20 protein-coding genes and 1 tRNA gene are annotated in these 21461 nt (G+C 70.6%); 13 read left to right on the forward strand and 8 right to left on the reverse strand.

The genetic code is table 11. From position 1 onward, the window contains the following. The first annotated feature begins 22 nt into the window (after positions 1-22). Together ACN26Z_RS02550 and ACN26Z_RS02555 are read left to right on the forward strand one after the other, a co-directional pair. Complete coding sequence (locus tag ACN26Z_RS02550) at positions 23-1177, forward strand: acyl-CoA dehydrogenase family protein (protein WP_093409226.1); 1155 nt, start codon at positions 23-25, stop codon at positions 1175-1177. Positions 1178-1346: 169 nt separating this feature from the next. Beyond that, entirely contained in the window at positions 1347-3830 is a 2484-nt protein-coding gene (locus tag ACN26Z_RS02555; protein ID WP_421459774.1) for an ATP-binding protein, read from the forward strand. Positions 3831-4142: 312 nt separating this feature from the next. Here ACN26Z_RS02555 and ACN26Z_RS02560 read toward each other — a convergent pair whose 3' ends face one another. Then, positions 4143-4694, reverse strand: a complete 552-nt coding sequence (locus ACN26Z_RS02560) for a MarR family winged helix-turn-helix transcriptional regulator (RefSeq protein ID WP_421459775.1) — start codon at positions 4692-4694, stop codon at positions 4143-4145. Between the two features lie 103 nt (positions 4695-4797). Between ACN26Z_RS02560 and ACN26Z_RS02565 the strand changes: the two genes are divergently transcribed. Continuing rightward, entirely contained in the window at positions 4798-5379 is a 582-nt protein-coding gene (locus ACN26Z_RS02565; protein ID WP_282236284.1) for a YceI family protein, read from the forward strand. A gap of 319 nt (positions 5380-5698) precedes the next feature. Beyond that, on the forward strand, positions 5699-7177 hold the full coding sequence (locus ACN26Z_RS02570; RefSeq protein ID WP_282236283.1) for a glutamate--cysteine ligase: 1479 nt from the start codon (positions 5699-5701) through the stop codon (positions 7175-7177). Positions 7178-7250: 73 nt separating this feature from the next. Here ACN26Z_RS02570 and ACN26Z_RS02575 read toward each other — a convergent pair whose 3' ends face one another. Continuing rightward, positions 7251-8789: a hypothetical protein gene (locus ACN26Z_RS02575; protein WP_421459776.1), complete on the reverse strand. Its 1539-nt coding sequence runs from the start codon at positions 8787-8789 to the stop codon at positions 7251-7253. Between the two features lie 120 nt (positions 8790-8909). Here ACN26Z_RS02575 and ACN26Z_RS02580 point away from each other — a divergent pair, with 120 nt between their 5' ends. Together ACN26Z_RS02580 and ACN26Z_RS02585 are read left to right on the forward strand one after the other, a co-directional pair. After that, on the forward strand, positions 8910-9599 hold the full coding sequence (locus tag ACN26Z_RS02580) for a PASTA domain-containing protein (protein ID WP_421459777.1): 690 nt from the start codon (positions 8910-8912) through the stop codon (positions 9597-9599). Between the two features lie 99 nt (positions 9600-9698). Further along, positions 9699-10616: a PASTA domain-containing protein gene (locus ACN26Z_RS02585; RefSeq protein WP_421459778.1), complete on the forward strand. Its 918-nt coding sequence runs from the start codon at positions 9699-9701 to the stop codon at positions 10614-10616. A 9-nt stretch (positions 10617-10625) separates the two neighbouring features. Here the strand turns inward: ACN26Z_RS02585 and ACN26Z_RS02590 are convergent, their stop codons facing one another. Together ACN26Z_RS02590 and ACN26Z_RS02595 are read right to left on the reverse strand one after the other, a co-directional pair. After that, positions 10626-11075 carry a hypothetical protein gene (locus ACN26Z_RS02590; protein WP_170863583.1) on the reverse strand — a complete coding sequence of 150 codons (450 nt, stop codon included), beginning with the start codon at positions 11073-11075 and terminating at the stop codon, positions 10626-10628. Between the two features lie 110 nt (positions 11076-11185). After that, positions 11186-11473: a hypothetical protein gene (locus ACN26Z_RS02595; RefSeq protein WP_421459779.1), complete on the reverse strand. Its 288-nt coding sequence runs from the start codon at positions 11471-11473 to the stop codon at positions 11186-11188. Positions 11474-11931: 458 nt separating this feature from the next. On the opposite strand from ACN26Z_RS02595, the gene ACN26Z_RS02600 reads away from it, so the two are divergent. The 3 genes from ACN26Z_RS02600 to ACN26Z_RS02610 all read left to right on the forward strand — a co-directional run bounded on the left by ACN26Z_RS02600 (position 11932) and on the right by ACN26Z_RS02610 (position 13660). Then, a complete protein-coding gene (locus ACN26Z_RS02600) occupies positions 11932-12807 on the forward strand; it encodes a helix-turn-helix domain-containing protein (RefSeq protein WP_093409207.1) in 876 nt (291 codons plus the stop codon). Further along, positions 12783-13004, forward strand: a complete 222-nt coding sequence (locus tag ACN26Z_RS02605; RefSeq protein ID WP_093409203.1) for a DUF397 domain-containing protein — start codon at positions 12783-12785, stop codon at positions 13002-13004. Before ACN26Z_RS02600 ends, ACN26Z_RS02605 begins: the two co-directional genes overlap by 25 nt. A gap of 251 nt (positions 13005-13255) precedes the next feature. Then, a complete protein-coding gene (locus ACN26Z_RS02610) occupies positions 13256-13660 on the forward strand; it encodes a hypothetical protein (RefSeq protein ID WP_282236279.1) in 405 nt (134 codons plus the stop codon). Here the strand turns inward: ACN26Z_RS02610 and ACN26Z_RS02615 are convergent. Next, entirely contained in the window at positions 13625-14227 is a 603-nt protein-coding gene (locus ACN26Z_RS02615; protein ID WP_421459780.1) for a hypothetical protein, read from the reverse strand. The two genes, ACN26Z_RS02610 and ACN26Z_RS02615, sit on opposite strands and share 36 nt — an antisense overlap. 220 nt (positions 14228-14447) lie before the next feature. Between ACN26Z_RS02615 and ACN26Z_RS02620 the strand changes: the two genes are divergently transcribed. Beyond that, positions 14448-16322 (forward strand): S8 family peptidase, encoded by a 1875-nt coding sequence (locus ACN26Z_RS02620; protein ID WP_282236277.1) that lies wholly within the window; start codon positions 14448-14450, stop codon positions 16320-16322. 56 nt (positions 16323-16378) lie between these two features. Here ACN26Z_RS02620 and ACN26Z_RS02625 read toward each other — a convergent pair whose 3' ends face one another. The 3 genes from ACN26Z_RS02625 to ACN26Z_RS02635 form a co-directional block, all read right to left on the reverse strand. After that, a complete protein-coding gene (locus ACN26Z_RS02625; RefSeq protein ID WP_282236276.1) occupies positions 16379-17176 on the reverse strand; it encodes a WecB/TagA/CpsF family glycosyltransferase in 798 nt (265 codons plus the stop codon). Beyond that, a complete protein-coding gene (locus tag ACN26Z_RS02630; RefSeq protein ID WP_421459781.1) occupies positions 17173-18288 on the reverse strand; it encodes an NAD-dependent epimerase/dehydratase family protein in 1116 nt (371 codons plus the stop codon). Before ACN26Z_RS02630 ends, ACN26Z_RS02625 begins: the two co-directional genes overlap by 4 nt. A gap of 63 nt (positions 18289-18351) precedes the next feature. Next, a tRNA-Leu gene (locus ACN26Z_RS02635) sits at positions 18352-18437 on the reverse strand. A 229-nt stretch (positions 18438-18666) separates the two neighbouring features. Here ACN26Z_RS02635 and ACN26Z_RS02640 point away from each other — a divergent pair. From ACN26Z_RS02640 to ACN26Z_RS02650, 3 genes are read left to right on the forward strand one after another with little or no spacing between them, the layout of a single operon-like run. Next, positions 18667-19476, forward strand: coding sequence for an FhaA domain-containing protein (locus tag ACN26Z_RS02640; RefSeq protein WP_093409193.1), 810 nt, complete (start codon positions 18667-18669; stop codon positions 19474-19476). Between the two features lie 6 nt (positions 19477-19482). Continuing rightward, the gene (locus tag ACN26Z_RS02645) at positions 19483-19971 is read left to right on the forward strand and encodes an FHA domain-containing protein FhaB/FipA (protein WP_093409190.1); all 489 of its coding nucleotides are present in this window, start codon (positions 19483-19485) and stop codon (positions 19969-19971) included. Next, the gene (locus ACN26Z_RS02650; protein ID WP_282240499.1) at positions 19968-21440 is read left to right on the forward strand and encodes a protein phosphatase 2C domain-containing protein; all 1473 of its coding nucleotides are present in this window, start codon (positions 19968-19970) and stop codon (positions 21438-21440) included. Before ACN26Z_RS02645 ends, ACN26Z_RS02650 begins: the two co-directional genes overlap by 4 nt. Positions 21441-21461 lie beyond the last annotated feature (21 nt).

A 21461-nucleotide genomic window follows, 5' to 3' on the forward strand; every position in this document is an offset into this window, starting at 1 on the left:
CCGTCCACATAGGAGGAACCCGATGGACTTCCGGCTCACCGAGGAGCACGAGGCGCTTCGCGACAGCGTGCGGGACTTCGCCCGCGAGGTGGTCGCGCCGGTCATTGCCGAGCACTACGAGCAGCACACCTTCCCGTACGAGATCATTCGCCAGATGGGCAAGATGGGCCTGTTCGGCCTGCCCTTCGCCGAGGAGCACGGTGGTATGGGCGGCGACTACTTCGCCCTCTGCCTGGCTCTGGAGGAACTGGCCCGGGTCGACTCCAGCGTGGCCATCACCCTGGAAGCGGCGGTCTCGTTGGGCGCGATGCCGATCTACCGGTTCGGCACCGACGAGCAGAAGTCGCGGTGGCTGCCCCGGCTGCTCAGCGGCGAGGCGCTGGCCGGGTTCGGGCTGACCGAGCCGGGCTTCGGCTCGGACGCGGGGGGCACCGAGACCCGGGCGGTGCTGGACGAGGCGACCGGCGAATGGGTCATCAACGGCTCGAAGGCGTTCATCACCAACTCCGGCACCGACATCACCGCCCTGGTCACCGTCACCGCGGTCACCGGCATCCGGCCGGACGGCACGAAGGAGTTGTCCTCCATCATCGTGCCCAGCGGGACGCCCGGCTTCACCGTCGCGCCCGGCTACTCCAAGGTCGGTTGGACCGCCTCGGACACCCATGAGCTGAACTTCGACGACTGCCGGGTGCCGGCGGAGAACCTGCTCGGCGAGCGGGGTCGTGGCTTCGCCCAGTTCCTGCGCATCCTCGACGAGGGCCGGATCGCCATTGCCGCGCTGGCCGTCGGTCTCGCCCAGGGCTGTGTCGACGAGTCGATCAAGTACGCGAAGGAGCGGCACGCCTTCGGGCAACCGATCGGCAACTACCAGGCGATCCAATTCAAGATCGCCGACATGGAGGCGAAGGCGTACACCGCCCGGCTCGCCTACTACGACGCCGCCGCCCGAATGCTGGCCGGCGAGCCGTTCAAGCGGCAGGCGGCGATCGCCAAGCTGCACGCGAGCACGATCGCGGTGGACAACGCCCGGGAGGCGACGCAGATCCATGGCGGGTACGGCTTCATGAACGAGTACCCGGTGGCCCGGTTTTGGCGGGACTCCAAGATCCTGGAGATCGGCGAGGGTACCTCCGAGGTGCAGCGCATGATCATCGCCCGCGACCTGGGGATGTGAACCGGCCGGATCGGCCGGACACGTCGGGCGGCCAGCCGGCCGTCGCACATCGATGCCGGTTCGGTGCAGGTCGGCTGCCGATCGGTGGTTGTCAGGTTTCGGCACGGCATCGTCGGGTGGCCGACGATCCCGTGTCCGATGTCGGGCCTGCGCCGTATTGTCCGTGCCCATGGCTCCCGGTCATGATCGTCAATCCGGTCCGCCGCACGCCGGTCTGCCGGAGCTGCTGCGGGCGCACCGGCAGGCTGCTGGCGCGACCCAGGCTGAGCTGGCGGCCCGTGCCGGCGTCGGGGTACGGACGGTCCGTGACCTGGAACGGGGCCGCTCCACCCGGCCACAACGCACCACCGTCGAGCTGCTCGCCGGGGCGCTCGGGCTGACCGGCTCCGCCCGCGCGGCGTTTCTGGCCGCCGCCCGGGGCACCAGCCCGGCGGCCGTCCAGCCCGAGGTCGGTACGCCGCTGGGCCTGCCGCCGCCACCGGAACTGATCGGCCGGGAGCGCGACATCACCGAGCTGGCCACCCTGTTGGACGATCCACGTGGTCCCCGGGTGGTGAGCCTGGTGGGGTTGGCCGGCGTCGGCAAGACCGCCCTGGCGTTGGCGGCGGTCCACGCGGCCGCGCCCACTCATCCCGGCGGTGTCGCCGGGGTGCTGATCGGCGCCGGGTCGGACGCGGCCGACGTGCACGCCGCCGTCATGACGGTCTTCGGCGTGGCCCGGGACACCGAGTTGGCCGCGCGGCTCGGTGACCGGCGGGCGCTGCTGCTGGTGGACGCGGTGGAGCGGGCGCCCGATCCGGTGGCCGGCACGCTGCGGCGGCTCGTCGGTGCGGTGCCGTCGCTGCGGGTGCTGGTCACCGGCCGACATCCGGTCGGGCTACCGAGCGAGTGGGTGCGCCCCGTTTCGCCGTTGGAGGTGCCGCCACCGGGCGACACCGACCCGGCGACCCTCGTCGGATATCCGGCGGTCACCCTGTTCACCTCGCGACTGGCTCAGGTCCGCCGGGAACCGCCGGCCGACGCCGAGTTGCCCGCGCTGGCTGCCCTGGTACGCCGGCTGGGCGGGCTGCCGCTGGCGATCGAACTGATGGCGGCGCGCGGCCGGCTCCTCGATCTCACCGAACTGCTCGACCGGTACGGCGACCGGGTGCTGGATCTGGACACCTCTGCCGCCACGCACAGCGGTTGGGAGACGCGGCCACGGGGTGACGATGCCCGCACGGCGGTGGCGGAGACCCTGCGCGACGCGGTGGCCACCAGTTACCGGCTGCTCGCCGTCGGGGACCGGGCGGCGTTGCGGCAGCTCGCCGCCTTCGGCAACCGGTGGTCGGTGGAGTTGGCCGAGGAGATGCTCGCCGGCACCGGCGTCGATCCGGTGCCGCTGCTCAACCGCTTCCTCGATCTCGGGCTGCTGAGCGTACGAGGTGGCGGCTCGTTCCGGTTCCGGTTCGTCGACGCCGTCCGGGACTACGCCGTCGAGCAGGCGTCCGGCGCCGGCGAGTCGACGGTGATCCGCCGTCGGCACGCTCGGGTGGTGACCCGGCTGGTGGAGCGGACCGCGTCGGGGTTGACAGGTGCCGGGGCCGGTGCCGCCGCGCACCGTCTCGACGAGGTCACCGGCGACATCAGCTCCGCGTTGACGTACGCGGCGGTCGACGACCCCTTGACGGCGTTACGTCTCGCGGTGAACCTGCCCCGGTGGTGGCGGTTACGTGGGCGGGACGTTGTCGGCCGGCAGTGGCTGCTGCGCCTGCTGGCCGATCCGCGTACCGCCGATGCCGACCCGGCCCTGCGCGCGTGGGCCTCGGTCGGTGTGGCGATGCTAGCCGGCGAGCACGGTGCGGGCGCAACGGAGCTGTCCACGGCCCGCGCGGCGCTTGCGGAGTTCCGTCGGCTCGGTGACGTGCCGGGCGAGTTGGAGGCGCGGGCGGTCCTCGGCGTCCTGCTGGCCGCGACCGGTCGGCCGGGTCAGGCACGGGAGCAGGCGGAGGCGGTACTGGCCCTGGCCACCGAGCATGGCCTGACCCGCCAGATGGCGGTAGCGCAGCATCAGCTGGCGTGGCACGAGATCAGGCTCGGTGACCTGACCACGGCTCGTCGCCGGCTGGCGGTGGTGGACCGGCTCGGTGGCCAGTGCGCGGAGCAGCGGCTGCGGGTGCTGGCTCGGGGCACCGTCGCGGAGGTGTTCCGCCTGGCGGGCCGGTACGCCGACGCCGCCGACGAGGCTCGCCGGGTGTTGACGGCCCTCGGCGACCTGGGCACCCCGCGCGGTCGGCGACAGGTGCTTGGGACGCTGGGTCTGGCGCTCGCCCAGGACGGTCGGGCGGCCGAGGCCGCCGAGGTGCTCGCCGAGCTGCGTCCGCTCGACGGCACCGGCGCACTGATCGAGGGGCATCTGGCGCTGCATCGTGGGGACCGGGAGGTCGCGGCGGAGTGGTTCGCGGCCGCAGCGGAGCCGGATGAGACCGGTCGGGACCGACGGACGGTCGTGGAGGCTCTGGTGGGCTTGGCGGCGAGCACCTTGGACGCGAGTGTGCTCGATCGGCTGGACGTGGCCTGCCGGGAGGGCGGCATCCGGTTGCTGGAGCACGAGGAGGAACTGCTCTACGTCCTGTCGGTGGCCCGGAACGGCCCGACGAAACCGGGGCGGTGAGGTCGGCGACGGCGGTGCGGTCGCCGACCGGTCCGCCGGTGGCGGGGACGGGGTCGGCGCGGGCGAGGAAGCCCCCTGTTGCCACCCCTCGCTCATCGCCCGCGCCGGTGCCCCCCGCTGCCCCCGCCGCTGCGAGACTAGCGAGGCACAGTCGGCCCGTCTGTCGGGTTTGGGGGGCTATCACCTATTGAACCGGTGGTTCTGCCGGTGGTTCTGCCGGTCCCGTCACGCTCGGCTGGTCGTTCGCACACTTAGGGTCCGCAGGCGGTCGAGGACGACGGCAACCGCCGGCGCAGGCGACAGCGGGATGCCTCAGCGGCCCGGATGGCCGCCCGGTGCAGGTGGCCTGCCCTCCTTCTCGTCGCACTCGGCCGAAGGCTCGCCCGGTGCGGCGGAACGGCTGCCGGCGGTCGCGCAGGGATGTACGGCGTCGCGTACCCGGCGCAGGCCGTCGAGCAGAGCGGCCAGCGCAGCCGGGTCGAGTTGCCCGGTGAACCAGTCCTCGATGAGCTGAAGGTGCCCGGGCAGGCTCTCGTCGAGCCGGCGCAGGCCGGCCGGCGTCACCACCGCGTACGAGCTTCGTCGGTCGGAGGGGCAGGCGCGGCGGGTGATCAAACCGTCGCGTTCCATCCGGTCCACCACCCGGGTCACGCCGCTGGTTGACAGTGAGGTCTGGGCGGCGAGATCGGTCATCCGCAGCTGGTTGGCGGGTGACCGGGTGAGTCTGGTCAGCACCTCGAACTCGACCGATGACAGGCCGTGCTCCTCCAGCTGGGCGGCGAATCGGGCGGCCAGCCCGGCGTGCACCTCGAAGAGCAGGCCGACGGCCGTGATTCGAGGGTCGTCGAACGTGTTCGCTTCCACCAGACCATCGTACCAATACTTGACAGCAGGAATATTGCCATGGCTATAGTTGCTGACGCAGACGTTGGGCTACTAAACAATATCTCCCGGAGGGCAGTCTCTCATGACCAGCAGCACCGAGCCGGTTACCCGCGAGTGGAACGGCCTCACCATCCCGGCGGCCGGCACCTACCTGCTGGATGTGGCGCACAAGCGGGTCGGCTTCGTTGCCCGGCACATGATGGTGAGCAAGGTTCGCGGCGAGTTCGCTGACGCGAGCGCCACCATCACCATCGCCGAGGATCCGCTGGAGTCCACGGTCTCCGCCACCATCCAGGCCGCCAGCATCAACACCGCCCAGGCGGATCGGGACGCGCACCTGCGCAGCCCCGAGTTCCTCGACGCGGAGAAGTTCGCCACGCTGGAGTACCGCAGCACCGGCGTGAAGTCGCACGAGGGCAACGAGTTCGTCCTGACCGGCGAGTTGACCATCAAGGACGTGACCCGTCCGGTCGACCTCAAGGTTGAGTTCGAGGGTGTCGGCCGCAGCCCCTTCGGCCAGGACATCTTCGGTTTCTCGGCGACCACCGAGATCGACCGTGAGGACTTCGGCCTGACCTGGAACGTCGCCCTGGAGTCCGGTGGCGTCCTGGTCGGCAAGAAGGTCAAGATCGAGATCGAGGGCGAGGCCATCCGGCAGTCCTGATCCGTACGCTCCGACAGGCCCGCGCCCGCACCGCGCGGGCCTGTCGGCTGTCCGGGGACCTTCACTCGTACCCGGACGCCGGTGCGAATTGTCACAACTTGTTCTTCGCGTGCAGCAAGGGTCCGACGGTGCGACTGGGTACCTACTTCAGCGGGAGCTAGCAACCTGGTCGGGGGGTGACGCCATCGGCCGCTACAACGGGTGGACTGCGGCAATGGACCGATCTTCGGGGCGGCTGGGCGCAGCGCTCCCAGCGAGTATGGTTCACAGTGCGCTGCGGAGCGGCACCGTTCCGTGGCGTCGCGCGCCGGGAGGAAGCATGGGCAGGGACGTCGATCGAGCCGCCTTCTCCCGTGAGGATCGAGTCCGGTACCGGCAGAAGGTCCGGCGCTGCCTGGACGTGTTCGCGCTCATGTTGGACGACTTCGGCTTCGACGCCGACCGGCCGATGACCGGGTTGGAGATCGAGCTCAACCTGGTCGACCCGGCCGCCGAACCGGCCATGCGCAACGAAGAGATCCTCGCCGCGATAGCCGACCCGTTGTTCCAGACCGAGCTCGGGCAGTTCAACCTCGAACTGAACGCCAACCCGCGGCTGATCTCCGGCACCGGGTTCGCCGACTACGAGCGTGACCTCTGCGCCAGCCTCGACCGGGCCAACGAACGCGCCTCTCGGTCGGACACCCGGATCGTGCTGGTCGGCATCCTGCCCACGTTGAACGAGCGACACCTGGTGGCGGACAACCTCTCCACGAACGAGCGTTACCGGGTGCTGAACGACCAGATCGTCGGAGCCCGGGGCGAGGACATCGAGCTCGACATCCGGGGCGTCGAGCGACTGCGTACGCACAACGACTCCATCGCGCCGGAGGCGGCCTGCACCAGCCTCCAGTTCCACCTCCAGGTGGCGCCGGACAGCTTCGCCGACTACTGGAACGCCTCCCAGGCGATCGCCGCCGCCCAGGTGGCGGTGGGTGCCAACTCCCCGTTCCTCTACGATCGGCAGCTCTGGGCGGAGACCCGCATCGCCCTGTTCGAGCAGGCCACCGACACCCGGCCGGACGAGCTGAAGGCCCAGGGCGTACGGCCCCGGGTCTGGTTCGGCGAGCGGTGGATCACCTCGATCTTCGACCTGTTCGAGGAGAACGTCCGCTACTTCCCGCCCCTGCTGCCGATCTGCGAGAGCGAGGACCCGGTGGAGGTCCTGCATGCCGGCGGCGTTCCCGAGCTGGCCGAGTTGCGGCTGCACAACGGCACCGTCTACCGGTGGAACCGGCCCGTGTACGACATCATGAACGGCCGTCCGCACCTGCGGGTGGAGAACCGCGTGCTACCGGCCGGACCGACCGTGGTCGACATGCTGGCCAACGCCGCCTTCTACTTCGGGCTGGTCCGGGGCATGGCGGAGGCCGATCGGCCGATCTGGAGCCAGCTCACCTTCAGCTCGGCCGAGGAGAACTTCCACGCGGCTGCCCGCCGCGGCATGGACGCGGTCCTGCACTGGCCGCGGCTGGGCGATGTGCCGGTGACCACGCTGGTGCTCGACACACTGCTGCCGCTCGCCGCCGCCGGCCTCGACGGCTTCGGCGTCGCCGCCGCCGACCGGGACCGGTTGCTCGGCATCATCGAGCAACGCTGTCGTACCGGACGCAACGGCGCGGTCTGGCAGACCGCAACCGTGTGGGCCGCCGAGCGGCATCTGGGTCTGGAGCGCCGGGCCGCGCTGCACCACATGCTCCAGCGCTACGCGGAGTTGCAGTACACAAACGAGCCGGTGCACACCTGGCCGCTCGACTGAGCGAAGCGGCAACCTCACCGGATCTTGGTGCGGAATCGCCCTCCCGGTGGGCCGTTTTGCGCCAAGATCCAGACTAGCGGCCGCGCTGCCGGGGACGGCCGCGGCGGTTGCCGCTCTCGGGTGTCTCTTCGCTGCCGAATGACGCCTCGGACGGCGACGACCCGGATTTCCCACCCGCCTCCGCCGGCCTTTCCGGCTGCGCTGCCGAGGGCGGTGCTGCCGGTTGCGGTGCTGCCGGCTTGACCGTCGCTGGCTTGACCGCTGCCGGTCGCGGTGGGGTTCCCGCCGATGCGGCTTTCTTCCGGGTCGCCGGAACCTCGCCGGCCACCGGCTGGTCGAGCCGGTCGGCGGCCGCCGAGGACCGCGTGGCACCCGCCGGGGACAGGGGGGCACCCGCCCCGGACCGCTCGACGTCCGGCGCGGACGGCTCGGACGGCTCGGCGTCCGGCGCGGGCTGGGTGGCGGCATCCGGCCCGGACCCGGGCGTGTGCCGGTCGGAGTCACCGACTCGCTGCCGGGGCACCAGCGGGGCCGCGTCGGGGCCGCTCGACCGGCGCGCCGCCAGCCGGGCCGATCGCTGGGCCAGCGCCGCCACCAGGACCGACCCGCCGATGCCGACGATCACCGCGTACGGGGCGGTGAGATGAGCGGAAACCTGTTCCGGGCTGATCGCGGTGAGCCTCGGCACGGCCAGGAAGTAGGCGATGGCCACCAACAGCGGACCGGCGGCACCGGATGCGGTGGCACCGACCCGCCGCCCGGTCGCCCGGACCCCGCGGCGGGCGGCCAGCGCACCGATAACCAGTGCTGAACCGAGTGACAGGACCGCGCCGGGCCAGTAGAAGTAGTCCCGGATCCAGAACTGGTCGTTGTCCGAGCTGAGTTGCCAGATCCCGAGCTGCGCGGTGGTGAGCCCGCGACCGGCGAGCACCGAGTCCACCACGGCGATGACCGCGAGCAGCCAGAGCCAGCCAGCGGTGGCGATGACATTGGTGGCGGCGGCGCGACAACGCAGCGCCCAGACCGCCACGAGCGTTCCGATAAGTACGCCGACCGCCGCGTACCCGGCGGCCATATCGCGGGGGGACGGCGTGTCCGGCACCACCGCGACCCGGGCCGGCACGGCGACCAGCAACACCGTGATCAGCGCGCCCAGGCCGGCGGCCACGGCCAGCGCGATTCCCCACAGTCCGCCACCGTCCTGCTTGACGGTGGCGGACGGAAGTTCACCGGAGGGCGGAACCGGGCTGCCGGACGTCGCCGGCCCGCTGCCCGCCGTCGCGGAGATGGGCGACGCTGCGGTGCCGGTCGGCGGAGCCGGGGAATCGGCGGCGGGCGGCCCACCGACCACCGTCATCGGGTCGGACGGGGATGCGGCCCGGCGACGGTCGTGCAGCCGCTGGGCGCAGACCGCACCGAAGATGGTCGACGTAGCCGCGATCCAGGTCGCCCAGATCAGGCTCGCCACCCAGGCCGCCGTGCCGGCGGTCGCCTCAGGGGGCGCCCAATTGAGAATGCCCAGGCCGTATCCGAAGCCCAGTTGGGCGGCACCGGCACCGGCTGCCACGCCGGCCGCGGTGGCGATCGATCCTCCCCAGCCCTGTCTGGCCATGCCGGGCAGCGTAACGTCCTGTGGTCGGTGCGGCGAGTCGTGCGCGGCACCGACCGGCGACGGTTACGGAAAGTGCTTGGCCCGGTCGCTACGGTCGTGGGTGATAAGGCGGTGGGCGGGATGACGGACGGGACCACGGGCGGGCGGCCGGGGCGCGGTGAAACCGGCCCGGACCGAACGAGGTTGATCATCGGTGGCGGGGCTGCTGCCATCCTGCTCGCGATCATCGGTGCCGCCGGTGGCTGGGTGCTCGCCGGCGATCAGGTAAGACCCGGCCCGGTGTCCTCCGCCGCCACCGGCACTCCCACTTCCAGCCCAACGGCGCGGACCTCGCCGCCGCGGGAGCGGCCGACACCGAACACCGCGACCACGCCGAGCAACAGCCCCAGCCCGTCGCGGCCTACCGGACTCACCGTCCCGGACCTGGTCGGCGCAGACTTCGAGGAGGCCAGGGAGGAGCTGCGGGATCTGGGCCTGGGCTGGCAGCTCGTCTTCGGCACGGGTGACAGTTCCAGCGTACGAAGCACCGACCCGGCTCCGGGGACACCGGTGCGGCGTGGTGTCACGGTCAAGATCAATGTGGCCGGGGCCGCCCCACCGAACGAGGTGCCCGACCTGACCGGTGAGACGTGCAACGAGGCGAGGGACGAACTCGTCGACGACGGCTTCTCTCCCCGCTATCCCAACGGACGCTCCGGCACGGTCACGTCGCAGCAACCGCCGGGCGGCACGGTCGGCAGGTGGAACGACGTGGTCCAGATCTGGTGCGGCACGCCGCCGAGTGCGGATGCGAGCACTCCGGCGCCGTGACGCGCACCCGACACGCTGATGCCGACCGATGACCGGCGAAACCGCTAGGTTGACCGTCGAGGGGCCTGGTGCCCGCCCGGTCGGCGGAAAGGACGTGCCGTGAGCGACGACCGCCAGGAGCCGACCGACGGGCAACCGGACGACCGGACCCGTCCGATCCCGCCGTCCGGAGACAACCCGGACGAGACCGCGCCGCTGGACCTGGCCGCCGCCGAGCCGGCGGACGCGACCGCGCCGCGTGCGCCGGACGAGACGGCGCCGATGGGGCGCGCTACCGACGAGACCGCACCGATGGATCGCGCGACCGTAGAGCCGGCGGGACCGCCGGACGAGACCGCGCCGATGGGGCGTACGCCGGACGAGACCGCGCCGCTGGACCGGGCCGTCGCCGAGCCGGCGGACGCGACCGCGCCGCTGCCGCCGAACCAGCGTTCCGGGTCGGTGGCCTGGTCGGGGCGCGCGGAGGTGCCGTCGGTTCGGCCGGGTGTGGACCGCGAGCTGGCCGGCGGCGACTGGTACGCCGACGAGCAGCCGGGCCGACCGTGGTGGCTGCCGATCCTCTGGGGCGTCCTGCTGCTGCTCCTGCTCGGCCTGATCGGGGGTGGGTTCTGGCTGGCCGGCCAGGGGCTGAACGACGACGGCCCGGCACCGGAGTCGCCCTCACCGACCACCCAGGCCCCGCCGACCACGGCGTCGGCGTCGCCGACCACCGAGTCCCCGTCACCGGCACCGACCACGAGCGCCGCGCCGGCCGAGGTACCGGTACCGCCGCTGGTGGGTCTGCCGGAAGCCGCGGCACGGGCCGCGCTGGACGGGCTCGACCTCGACTATCGGGTGGAGTACCGCCCGTCGGACCAGCCGGAGGGGACCGTCATCGCCACCGACCCGCAGGCCGGTGAGTCGGTGGAGGTGGGCGATGAGGTTCGGCTGGTGGTCGCTGCGGCCAGTCCGAGTCCGGAACCGAGCACGGGCGAGCCGACCACCGAGCCAACCGTCACGGCGAGCCCCACGGAGTGACCGCCAGAGTCACCACATCCGGCGTCTGGTGCCGACCAGTCCGAGACCGGCGAGGGAGATCGCCAGTCCGAACACCCCGGACCAGAACAGCGAGCGGCTGAGTTCCTCCCGGGTGTGACCACCCGTGGCCCTGGCTGGCGCTTTCTGGTCAGCCGGGTATGAGGGCTGACCGGAGACGCCGTCGGACTCCGCCGGGTCGTCGGCCGTCTGGTCGAAGAAGCCGTCGCGGGCGAAGGCGTCCCAGACGTCGTCGGTGGTGACGTCCGGCTCGACCGGCTCGCTCTCCACGACAGTGATCTCCGGGGCCGGTACGGGCTCGGCCAGCCGGGTGGACGACAGTGCCGGATCCCGGCCCAGCACCACCAGGGTGGTGACGGCACCGAGAAGCGCCAGGAGTCCGAAGGTGTGGGCGATGCGGGACCGGCGTGGCTCCCGCGCGGACAAGTTGACCATGGCCATCCCAGGTTCGGGGTCCGGGAGGCGCGGGGTGGAAACATGCCGGGGTGGGCATACCGATTCTATGTCGGCGGCATGCCCCCCGAATCCTTTTCACCTGACGTCGGTGATGCTCAGTGCACCCGAACCGGCGTCCGTACGGCCTGCCGGCGGGCCGAGCGTACGGTGTGTGGACGCGGCTGCGGGGCCGCCTGGACCTGCCGCAGCCCGGCCCGCTGGACGAAGATCGACCGACGGTTGACCGCGTCCCCCGCCGCGTTCAACTCGTAGCCTTCGAGCCAGAGCCAACCGTCGTAGGTGGGCCGGTCGAGCACCCGGATCACCCGGAACAGGATGGGCCTGAGGAACTGGACACTCGCCGCGCGTGTCACGTGCAGTACGTCACCGGAGCGGGGAAGCACATGGGCTCCTGAAATGGTCGGCCGGCGGGGAAGGTGCCGGCTGGAGGATGGGGGGTTGCTGGCTCCAGCGACGAGGTCGTGTCTCGGGGGACCGGAGCCGGTGTCGTGGTCGGTCAGCGTGGAGCGGCTGGTGGCGAAGCTCCTCCCCGGCGACCCACCTCTCCACGAGGTTGATCACTCGTGGAGACGGATCGGAGACGGTCAGTAACCCGGGTCATACGGACAGAGTGCATGAGGAGTGTGCTTCATGCAAGTTGCACGTCGACTTTTGCCGATACGTGAGCGGCTCGCGCGAAACGGCGCTTGAACGGGCTGCCACCCGGGCGGCACACTGAGAGCCGGTTTCGCCCGCCGCGGCCGGCCGAGGACCGGGACACTCCACGCCGCGAACGCTCGCCGGAAGAATCGCGCCGTGGGCGGGCGGTCAGCGCGGCGCGTCGAAGCGGAGAGGTGGCACGGTGAGCGAGCGGCGCAGCCCGACCATCCGGCGGCGCCGGCTTGGCGCAGAACTGCGCCGGCAGCGCGAGGCCGCCGGAATCACCATAGAGGCCGTGGCGGAGCAGTTGGAATGCTCGGCTTCCAAGATTTCGCGTATCGAGACAGGTCACACCACCGCGACTCCCCGGGACGTGCGGGACATGCTCCGGATCTACGGAGTGGTCGGTGCCGAGAGCGACGAGCTGGTGCAGATCGCCCGTGAGGCGCGGCAGAAGGGCTGGTGGCATCCCTACAGCACGGTGCTGGTCGGGGCGTACGTGGGCCTGGAGGCGGCGGCCAGTTCGATTCGCGCGTACGAGCAGCAGGTGGTGCCGGGGCTGCTGGAGACCGAGGACTACGCCAGCGCGATGATCCGTGCGGCCCGCCCCGACTTCAGTCCGGAACAGGTACAGCAACGGGTGCGTGTCCGACTCGGCCGTCAGTCGTTGTTGACCCAGGATGATCCGGTCGATCTGTGGGTGGTGCTCGATGAAGCGGTGTTGAGCCGTCCGGTGGGCGGGGACAAGGTCATGCGTGACCAGCTCAACCGGTTGGTGGAGGTGGCACAGCTGCCGAACGTGACGCTTCAGGTCCTGCCGTTCGAGGTCGGGGCGCACGCCGGCATGGACGGCACCTTCACGATCCTCAGCTTCCCCGAACCCGGTGATCCGGATGTCGTGTACGCGGAGAACGCCACGGGTGGGCTCTTCCTTGAGAAGAGCGACGAACTACAGAAGTACAGCTTCATCTTCGATCACATTCGAGCAGCGGCCAAGCGTCCGGAGGAGTCCGTCGAGTACATCGCGAGACTGGCAGAGGAGCCGTTGTGGAAGTGGCGACGCAAGGATTCTCCGTGAACCTGGCGCAGGCGACATGGTTCAAGAGCTCGAAGAGCGGGCCGAACTGTGACAACTGCGTCGAGGTGGCGTACGTGACCGGGGCGGTCGGCGTCCGGGACTCGAAGGACAAGGCCGGACCGGCCCTGGTCTTCGCACCGGGTGACTGGCACGCTTTCGTCGCCAGTACCAGGGACGGCGCGTTCCCTCGGGCCTGACGCCCGGGGGCGGTGACGACGAATCCCCGTTCGGCCGGTGGCCGAGCGGGGATTCGCTGTTGTGACCCGGCCCCGGCGTCGGGCGTCGGGCGTCGGGCGTCGGGCGTCGAACAGCGTCTGCGGTGCGGCCCGCAGACGCGTGCTCCGCCGGCTGCCGTCGCCACATCCTGCCCGTGTCGTTGTACCTCTCGGTACGCGCTGGTCGACATCCCCCCGGCAGGGCGGGTAACCGAGCGAGGCAGGCGAGACGGATGACGAGTATCGGGTCGGAGAACCTCACCAACGGACCGGGAAAGCCGGAACGGTTCGGCGGCAAGTATCGCGGGGCCCGGCGGGACACCGTGCTGACCGAGGTGGTGTCGGCGGAAACCGAGCACGCCAGCCGGGAGACCCCGGCGGCGACGGAGTCGCCGTCGCCGCTCACCCTGCCGTCGCTGGATCCGAATCCGCTGACCGAGCCGTCCTTTCCGGCCGGTGGCTGGTCGACGGTCGACGACGCTTCCCTCGTGGACCATCCGCTGCTGCGTGGCCTGTTGATGGAGCTGCCACCGAAGGGCAGCGTGCCGCCACCCGGCTGGCTCGACCGCTGGTTCGAGGCGACCAGGGCGATCCTGGAACTGCTATACGTGCAGGGCACCGGCGGTCGGGCGCGGTGACGACACCCGCTCGGGCATGGCCCGCTCGGCGAACCGGTTGTGCCGCAACGCGTGGCGTACGCCGATCGAAGCGACGGCCAGTGCCGCGATGGTGATCGCCGGCCCGGTTGCCGAGGGCCCGAGATACTGGCCGGCGCCGCTCGCCACGATGACGGCCGGCAGCAGCGCCAAACCTGTCACCTGCAACGGCAGCCCGATCAGCGGGTGGGCAGCAGCGGCCCGCAGTCCGTGCGGGGCCGGTGTGCCGGCGGCGACGGCCAGCGCGCCGGCCCCGGCCCACAACCGGCGCAACCGGCGCACGGTGCAGCCGGCCACCAGCAGTGCGGGTACGGCGGCGAGCGTCAGCCCGTCGGCGGCCCGGTCCGCCAGGGTCGGTCCGACGGTGACCAGCCCGGCGATCGGCAGAGCCATCGTCAGACCGAGCGCGGTCAACGTCAGCGCGAGCAGCCGGCCCGAGTGCTGGCGCAGCTCGCGAGCGTGCTTCAGGCGGGGCAACCCGTCCGCGAGGTAGCCGACGGTCCACCAGACGGCCGCGACCGGAAGCAGGAGGGCGAGATGGCTCTGCATGTCCATCAGCCTTGCCCGAATTCGGGCTCGTCGAATCCGGGCCCACCCCCCGTTCGTCCCGTACTCGTCCCCGTAGGGGAACCATCTCTTCAGTGTTATGGGGGATCCGACATGTTTAACTGTCCGCACACATCCGACTACCCTCACCGTGATCGGCATTCATCGATCAATCTGCCACGAGCAGATGGACGCTCGATGCCGGTCGGAGGGAGGTAGGAAGATGGTTCTTCCACAGAGATCGCTGCTTGTCGGGCTGGCCACGCTGGCCATGATGGCGGCGGCCACGCCGGCCATGGCGGCCGAGCCGGTCGGCACCGTCCGAAGCGCCGGCGGCGCAACCGCCGTCAAGGACAGCTACATCGTCGTGTTCAAGGACAGCGAAGTCAGTCGTACGGCCGTCGGCTCCTCCGTGGACCGGCTGCTACGCCGGCACGGCGGTGCCACGGCCCGGACCTACAGCGCGGCCGTCCGGGGCGCCGAGGTGCGGGTCAGCGCGCGGGCCGCGGCGCGGATCGCGGCGGACCCCGCTGTCGCGTACGTCGAACAGAACCACGTCGTGTCTCTCGCGGGTACCCAGACGAACCCCCCGTCCTGGGGCCTGGACCGGATCGACCAGCGGAACCTGCCGCTCAACAGCTCGTACACCTATCCCAACACCGCCACGAACGTGACCTCGTACGTCATCGACACCGGCATCCGGACCACCCACTCCGACTTCGGCGGCCGGGCGACCTGGGGCACCAACACGGTCGACTCCAACAACACCGACTGCAACGGCCACGGCACGCACGTGGCGGGTACGGTTGGTGGCTCGGCGTACGGCGTGGCCAAGGCGACCCGCCTGGTGGCGGTCAAGGTGCTCAACTGCTCCGGCAGCGGCACCAACGCCGGTGTCATCGCCGGCATCGACTGGGTCACCGCCAACGCGGTGAAGCCGGCCGTGGCCAACATGAGCCTCGGCGGCGGGGCGAACACCTCGGTCGACAACGCGGTCATCAACTCCATCAACTCCGGTGTCACGTACGCGGTGGCCGCCGGCAACGGCAACGCTTTCGGCCAGCGGCAGAACGCCTGCAACTACTCGCCGGCCCGGGCCGCAGCGGCGATCACCGTCGGTGCCACCCAGAGCAACGACGCCGCTGCCAGCTTCTCCAACTACGGCACCTGCGTGGACATCCTCGCCCCGGGGGTGAGCATCACCTCCGCCTGGCACACCAGCAACACCGCGACGAACACCATCAGCGGCACCTCGATGGCCTCGCCCCACGTGGCCGGCGCGGCGGCGCTGGTCCTCTCGGCCAACCCGTCCTGGACGCCCCAGCAGGTCCGGGACTACCTGGTCAACAACGCCACCCCGAACGTGGTCTCGAACGTGGGCAGCGGCACCCCCAACCGGTTGCTCTACGTGGTCAACGGTGACACCCCGCCGCCGGCCAACGACTTCTCGGTCTCGGTGTCGCCGACCTCCGGTTCGGTCACGGCGGGTAGCTCGGCGAGCGCCACCGTGTCCACGGCGACCACAAACGGCTCCGCCCAGTCGGTCAGCCTCTCGGCCAGCGGCCTGCCGTCCGGGGCGACCGCCTCGTTCAGCCCGGCCACCGTCACCTCCGGCGGATCGTCCACGCTGACCATCAGCACGTCGGCCAGCACGCCGGCCGGCACGTACCCCGTGACCGTCACCGGCACCGCGGCCTCCGGCACCAGGAGCGCGACGTACTCGCTGACGGTCACCGGTGGCAGCGGCGGCGGCTGCTCCGGGACCAACGGCAGCGACGTGCCGATCCCGGACTCGGGCTCGGCGGTGACCAGCTCGATCACCATCTCCGGCTGCAACCGGAACGCCTCGTCGAGCTCGACCGTCGCGGTGAACATCGTGCACACCTACCGCGGCGACCTGGTCATCGACCTGCTTGCCCCGGACGGTTCGTCCTACCGGCTGAAGAACAGCAGCATCTTCGACGGCACGGACAACGTGAACACCACCTACACGGTGAACCTGTCCAGCGAGGCGGCGAACGGCACCTGGCGTCTCCAGGTCCGCGACGTCTACGGCGGTGACACCGGCTACATCAACACCTGGACGCTGACTCTCTGACGTCCGGTACGGCAACGGGCCCCGGCGTAGCGCCGGGGCCCGTCAGCTGTGCCGGTTCAGACCGCGAACGTGGTCGGCCGTTCGGTGGCCGGAGCGGGCGGCCGGGCCTTCCACAGCCCGGTCTTCTGCGCGAACAGGCGACCCAGGTACGCGGGGTTCAGGATCACGTAGCGCCGCCACAGGCGCTTGGGTTCCAGGCCGAGGCGCCAGAACCACTCCAACCCGGCACGCTGCATCCACGGCGGCGGCTGGCGCAACAACCCGGCGTGGTAGTCGAAGGCCGCGCCGACCGCCATCAGCGGCATGTCCAGCAGCGGGCGCATCGCGTACGCGAAGATCTCCTGCCGGGGGCAGCCGAGCCCGACCAGGACCAGCCGGGCACCGCTGGCCTTGATCCGGTCGGCGATCTCGACGTCCTCGCCCGGCTGTACGCCGCGGAACTTGGACGCCTCAACTCCGGCGATCTTGAGCGCCGGGAACATCCGCTCCAGCGCCGGGATCAGCCGGGTGAGGGTCTCCTCGGTCGAGCCGTACAGGTAGACCGGCAGCCCTTCGTCGGCGAAGCGGGACAGCACGTGCAGAGTCAGCGTCGGCCCGTAGACCCGATCGGTGAGCTGGGCGCCGTGCAGCAGGTTCAGCGCCCAGCGAACCGGCTGACCGTCCGGGGTCACCACGTCGAAGGAGTTGAGCCGGGCGTTGTGCGCCCGGTCCAGCACTCCGGTCATCACGCCGTGCACGGCCAGCGCGGTAAGCGCCAGCGGCCGGCGTTCCTGCGCGGCGGCCACCACCTGCTCGGTGGCCTCGGCGTAGTCGGTCGCATCGACCAGGACACCGAGCACGTTCTTCTTGGTCATGCTCCCGGCACCCACTTGTCCACGTTGGCCTCGTAGATCTCTCGCATGATCATTGGTACGTCGTACACCTGCTTCCAGTCCGGGTAGTCGGCCTGGAAAGCCTCGTTGGAGCCGATCCACCACTTGTGGTCGCCGATCCGGTTGGCCTCGACGTACTCGGTGATCATCTCTTGGCCGGTGATCTGCTCGGCCAGCAGGAACGCCTCCCGGTTGGAGGTGTTCGAGTGCCGGCCGCCGCCGAGGTTGTAGACGGCGGCCGAGCGGGGATTGCGGAAGAAGGCTTCGAACGCGGAGACCACGTCCGAACTGTGGATGGCGTCGCGGACCTGCTTGCCCTGGTAGCCGAAGATCTTGTAGGTGCGGCGCTCCATGTTCGCCCGCATCACGTAGCCGAGGAAGCCGTGCAACTCGGTCGCCGAGTGCGCCGGACCGGTGAGCGTCCCGCCCCGGAAGCAGGCCGTCTTCATGCCGAAGTAGCGGCCGTACTCCTGCACCATGACGTCCGCCGCCACCTTCGAGGCACCGAAGATCGAGTGCAGGCACGCGTCGATCGACATGTCCTCCCGGATGCCCTGCTCGTACGGGTGACCCGGCTCGATCTCCCAGCGGGTCTCCAGCTCCACCAGGGGCAGGCTGTTCGGCCGGTCGCCGTAGACCTTGTTGGTGGAGCAGTGGATGACCGGGGCGTCGATGCAGTGTTCCCGGACGTTCTGCAGGACGTTGAGCGTGCCGGCGGCGTTGACGTCGAAGTCGGTGAACGGGTCACGCACCGCCCAGTCGTGGGAGGGCTGGGCGGCGGTGTGGATCACCACGGCCACGTCCCGGCCGTACCGGCCGAACAGCGCGCCGAGCGCCGCCCGGTCCCGGATGTCGATGCTGTGGTGGGAGTACGCCTCACCAAGCTCGTCGGTCAGCCGGCGGACATTCCAGGCGGTGGACGCCTCCTCGCCGAAGAATTCCTGCCGCATGTCGTTGTCGATGCCGACGACGTCGAGACCGAGGCCGGCGAAATGCCGGACCGCCTCGGAGCCGATCAGCCCGCCCGACCCGGTCACGAATGCGACAGTCACACGCCACTCCTGGTGCGTCGGAGCCAGAAACCATCGGAGCATAGCGTGACGTCCGGCACGCCCGGATACGGAGCGAGGGCCCCGCACTCGCGGAGCCCTCATCTGTGGTGGGGAAGGGGGGAGTTGAACCCCCACGTCCTTTCGGACACACGGACCTGAACCGTGCGCGTCTGCCATTCCGCCACTTCCCCGTGGCCTGACCTCAGTCAACGTCGCCTGGGCCGGACACCGCCGATGACCGGCGGGCCTCGGTCATGCTACGTGACCTTGGTCTGCTGCCACGAATGGCTTTCGCTGCTCGCAGCGGTTACCGTTCGTGGCGGACGAAAGAGTAGCACGACAATCAGAAGCCGTCCGAACGGGCCGCGGCCTGCCGGCCGAGCGGCGTGTGAGCTGCGTGCGCTCTGGACGGATACCATCATGTCCTCGGGACCCGAGGAGGAGCCGGTGAGCGTGCTGCAACGCTTCGAGAAGCGTCTGGAAGGCCTGGTCGAAGGGGCTTTCGCCAAGGTCTTCAAAGGGGTGGTCCACCCCGTGGAGATCCTCAACGCCATGCAGCGGGAGGCCGAGGCACACAAGGCCATCCTGGCTGGTGGGCGCACGTTGGTGCCCAACCGCTACGTGATCGATCTCTCCCCGTACGACCACAGTCGGCTGGCGCCGTACGCCGCCGCGCTGGCCCAGGAGTTGGCCCAGTCGCAGGCGGAGTTCATCGGCGAGCAGGCCTGGACGGTCTACGGGGACGTGATCGTCGAGATCGAGCGCGGTGAAGGACTGGACACCGGTATGTTCCGGGTCACCGCGGAGGTCTACACCGGTGGCGAGGTCGCCCCGGTTTCGGCGCCCGGCTATGACGCCGGTCCGCCCGGATACGACGCCGGCCCGCCCGGCTACCCGTCCTACGACCAGGGTGGTGGCTACGGCCCGCCGCCGGGTCACGGCGGTGGGCGCAACATCCGGCTGGTCTCCGGCGACGGCCGCACCTACCCGCTACAGATGGGCTCGACCGTGATCGGTCGTGGCGACCAGGCCAACCTGCGCCTGCCGGACGTCGGCATCTCCCGGCGACACGCCCGGCTGGACTTCGACGGTGGGCAGGTCGTGCTGACCGATCTCGGCTCGACCAACGGCACCATGGTCAACGGCCAGCGGGTCTCCGCCGTGGCGTTGAACCCCGGTGACATGATCCAGCTCGGTACGACCACTCTGACCTTCCGCGTGGACGGCTGATCCGCCTTGCCGGAACTCGTTATCACCGTTGCCCGGTTCGGATTCCTCGTCCTGCTGTGGATCTTCGTGTTCACGGTGGTCGGCGTCATCCGCCGGGACCTCTTCGCGGGGGCCCGCTCGGGTCGACTGGTAGCCGCGCCCCGGACGGTGGGCGCGTCGACGGGGCAGGCGTCGGCGAAGCCGGCGAAGGTGAAGCGGGGGCGGGCGGCGCACCAGTTGGTGGTGACCGCAGGTCAGCTGGCCGGAACGCGGATCACGTTGGGTGAGGCGCAGATAACGATCGGTCGTGCCGAGGACTCCACCCTCGTCATCACCGACGACTACGCGTCCGCGCGACACGCCCGGCTCGTGCCGCGCGACGGGCAATGGTTCGTCGAGGACCTGGGTTCGACTAACGGGACGTACCTGGATCGCGCTAAGGTCACCGGACCGACCCCCGTCCCCCTCGGCGTGCCGATCCGGATCGGCCGCACCTCTCTCGAATTACGGCCATGACTCTGACCCTGCGCTATGCGGCCCACAGCGACCGCGGTCTGATCCGAGACGGTAATCAAGACTCCGTCTACGCCGGGCCGCGGCTACTCGCCGTTGCCGACGGCATGGGCGGTATGGCCGCCGGTGACGTCGCCAGCAACATTGTCATCGGTGCCATGGCGCCACTGGACGAGGACGTCCCCGGCGACGCCCTGGTCGACGCGCTCCGCTCCGCGGTGGGCACCGCCAACCAGCAACTCCGCGAGACGGTGGAGGCCAATCCCCAGTTGGAGGGGATGGGCACCACGCTCACCGCGACCCTGTTCTCCGGCAGCAAGCTGGGCATGGTCCACATCGGCGACTCGCGCGCCTACCTGCTGCGCGGCGGAGAGTTCGCGCAGATCACCAAGGACGACACCTACGTACAGATGCTCGTCGACGAAGGCCGGATCAGCCCGGAGGAGGCGAGCAGCCACCCCCAGCGCTCGTTGCTCACCCGGGCGCTGGACGGCCGCGACATCGATCCGGAGTACTCGGTCCGGCAGGTGTTGCCCGGCGACCGGTACCTGATCTGTTCCGACGGGCTCTCCGGCGTGGTCAGCGCGGAGACCATCGCCGAGACCATGCGGGAGTACGCCGACCCGCAGCAGTGCGTCGAACGGCTCGTCCAGCTCGCCCTGCGCGGTGGCGGTCCGGACAACATCACCGTGATCATCGCCGACGCCACCGACCGGGACATCGTCGAGGCGGCGCCGATAGTCGGCGGTGCGGCGGCCCGGGACCGGGGGATGGCCACCTCGGCGGACGTCTCCACTCCGGCCGCTCGTGCCTCGGCGCTCTCCGCGCCCCGGCCGGCGACGCCTGACGAGTCCGCCAACAACGACGACGAACCCGAGGCCCGCCGACGTCCGCTGCGTGCGCTCGCGATGACGACCGCACTGCTGGTGATCGTGGGCGGTGGGGTGTTCGCCGGTTGGAGCTACACCCAGCGCCAGTACTACGTGGGCGCGACCGAGAACGGCCAGGTGGCCGTGTTCCGTGGCATCCAGGGCCAGATCGCCGGCATGGATCTCTCCAGCGTGCACTCCGAGAGCAGCGCCCAGTTGGACGACCTCACCCTGGCCGCGCAGGAGCAGGTCAAGCAGGGCATTCCGGCCAAGAGTGAGCCGGACGCGGAACGACGGCTGGCCGAGCTGACGATGGACAGCCCGACAAACGTGAACCTGAAGCCGATCTGTCCGCCGACACCGAGCCCCACGCCCTCGCTTGTGGGTTCGCCGTCCCCGACGCCGAGCGCGCCGGCGGGATCGCCGAGCGGTCCGGCCGGCTCACCGAGTCAGGTCGGCAGCATCTCGGCATCACCCCCGGCCGGAGCCACGGTCACGCCGACCGGTGCCTCCGCCGCCGCACCCGACAGCACCCCCGACGCGCCCCCCGTCGACACCTTCACGCCCACGGTCGATCCGGCGGCCTGCCGGTCGCCCGAGTAGGCGCCGGCTCCCACCCGAGGA

This window comes from Verrucosispora sp. WMMD703 (genome assembly GCF_049178935.1).
GTDB lineage: Bacteria > Actinomycetota > Actinomycetes > Mycobacteriales > Micromonosporaceae > Micromonospora > Micromonospora sediminimaris.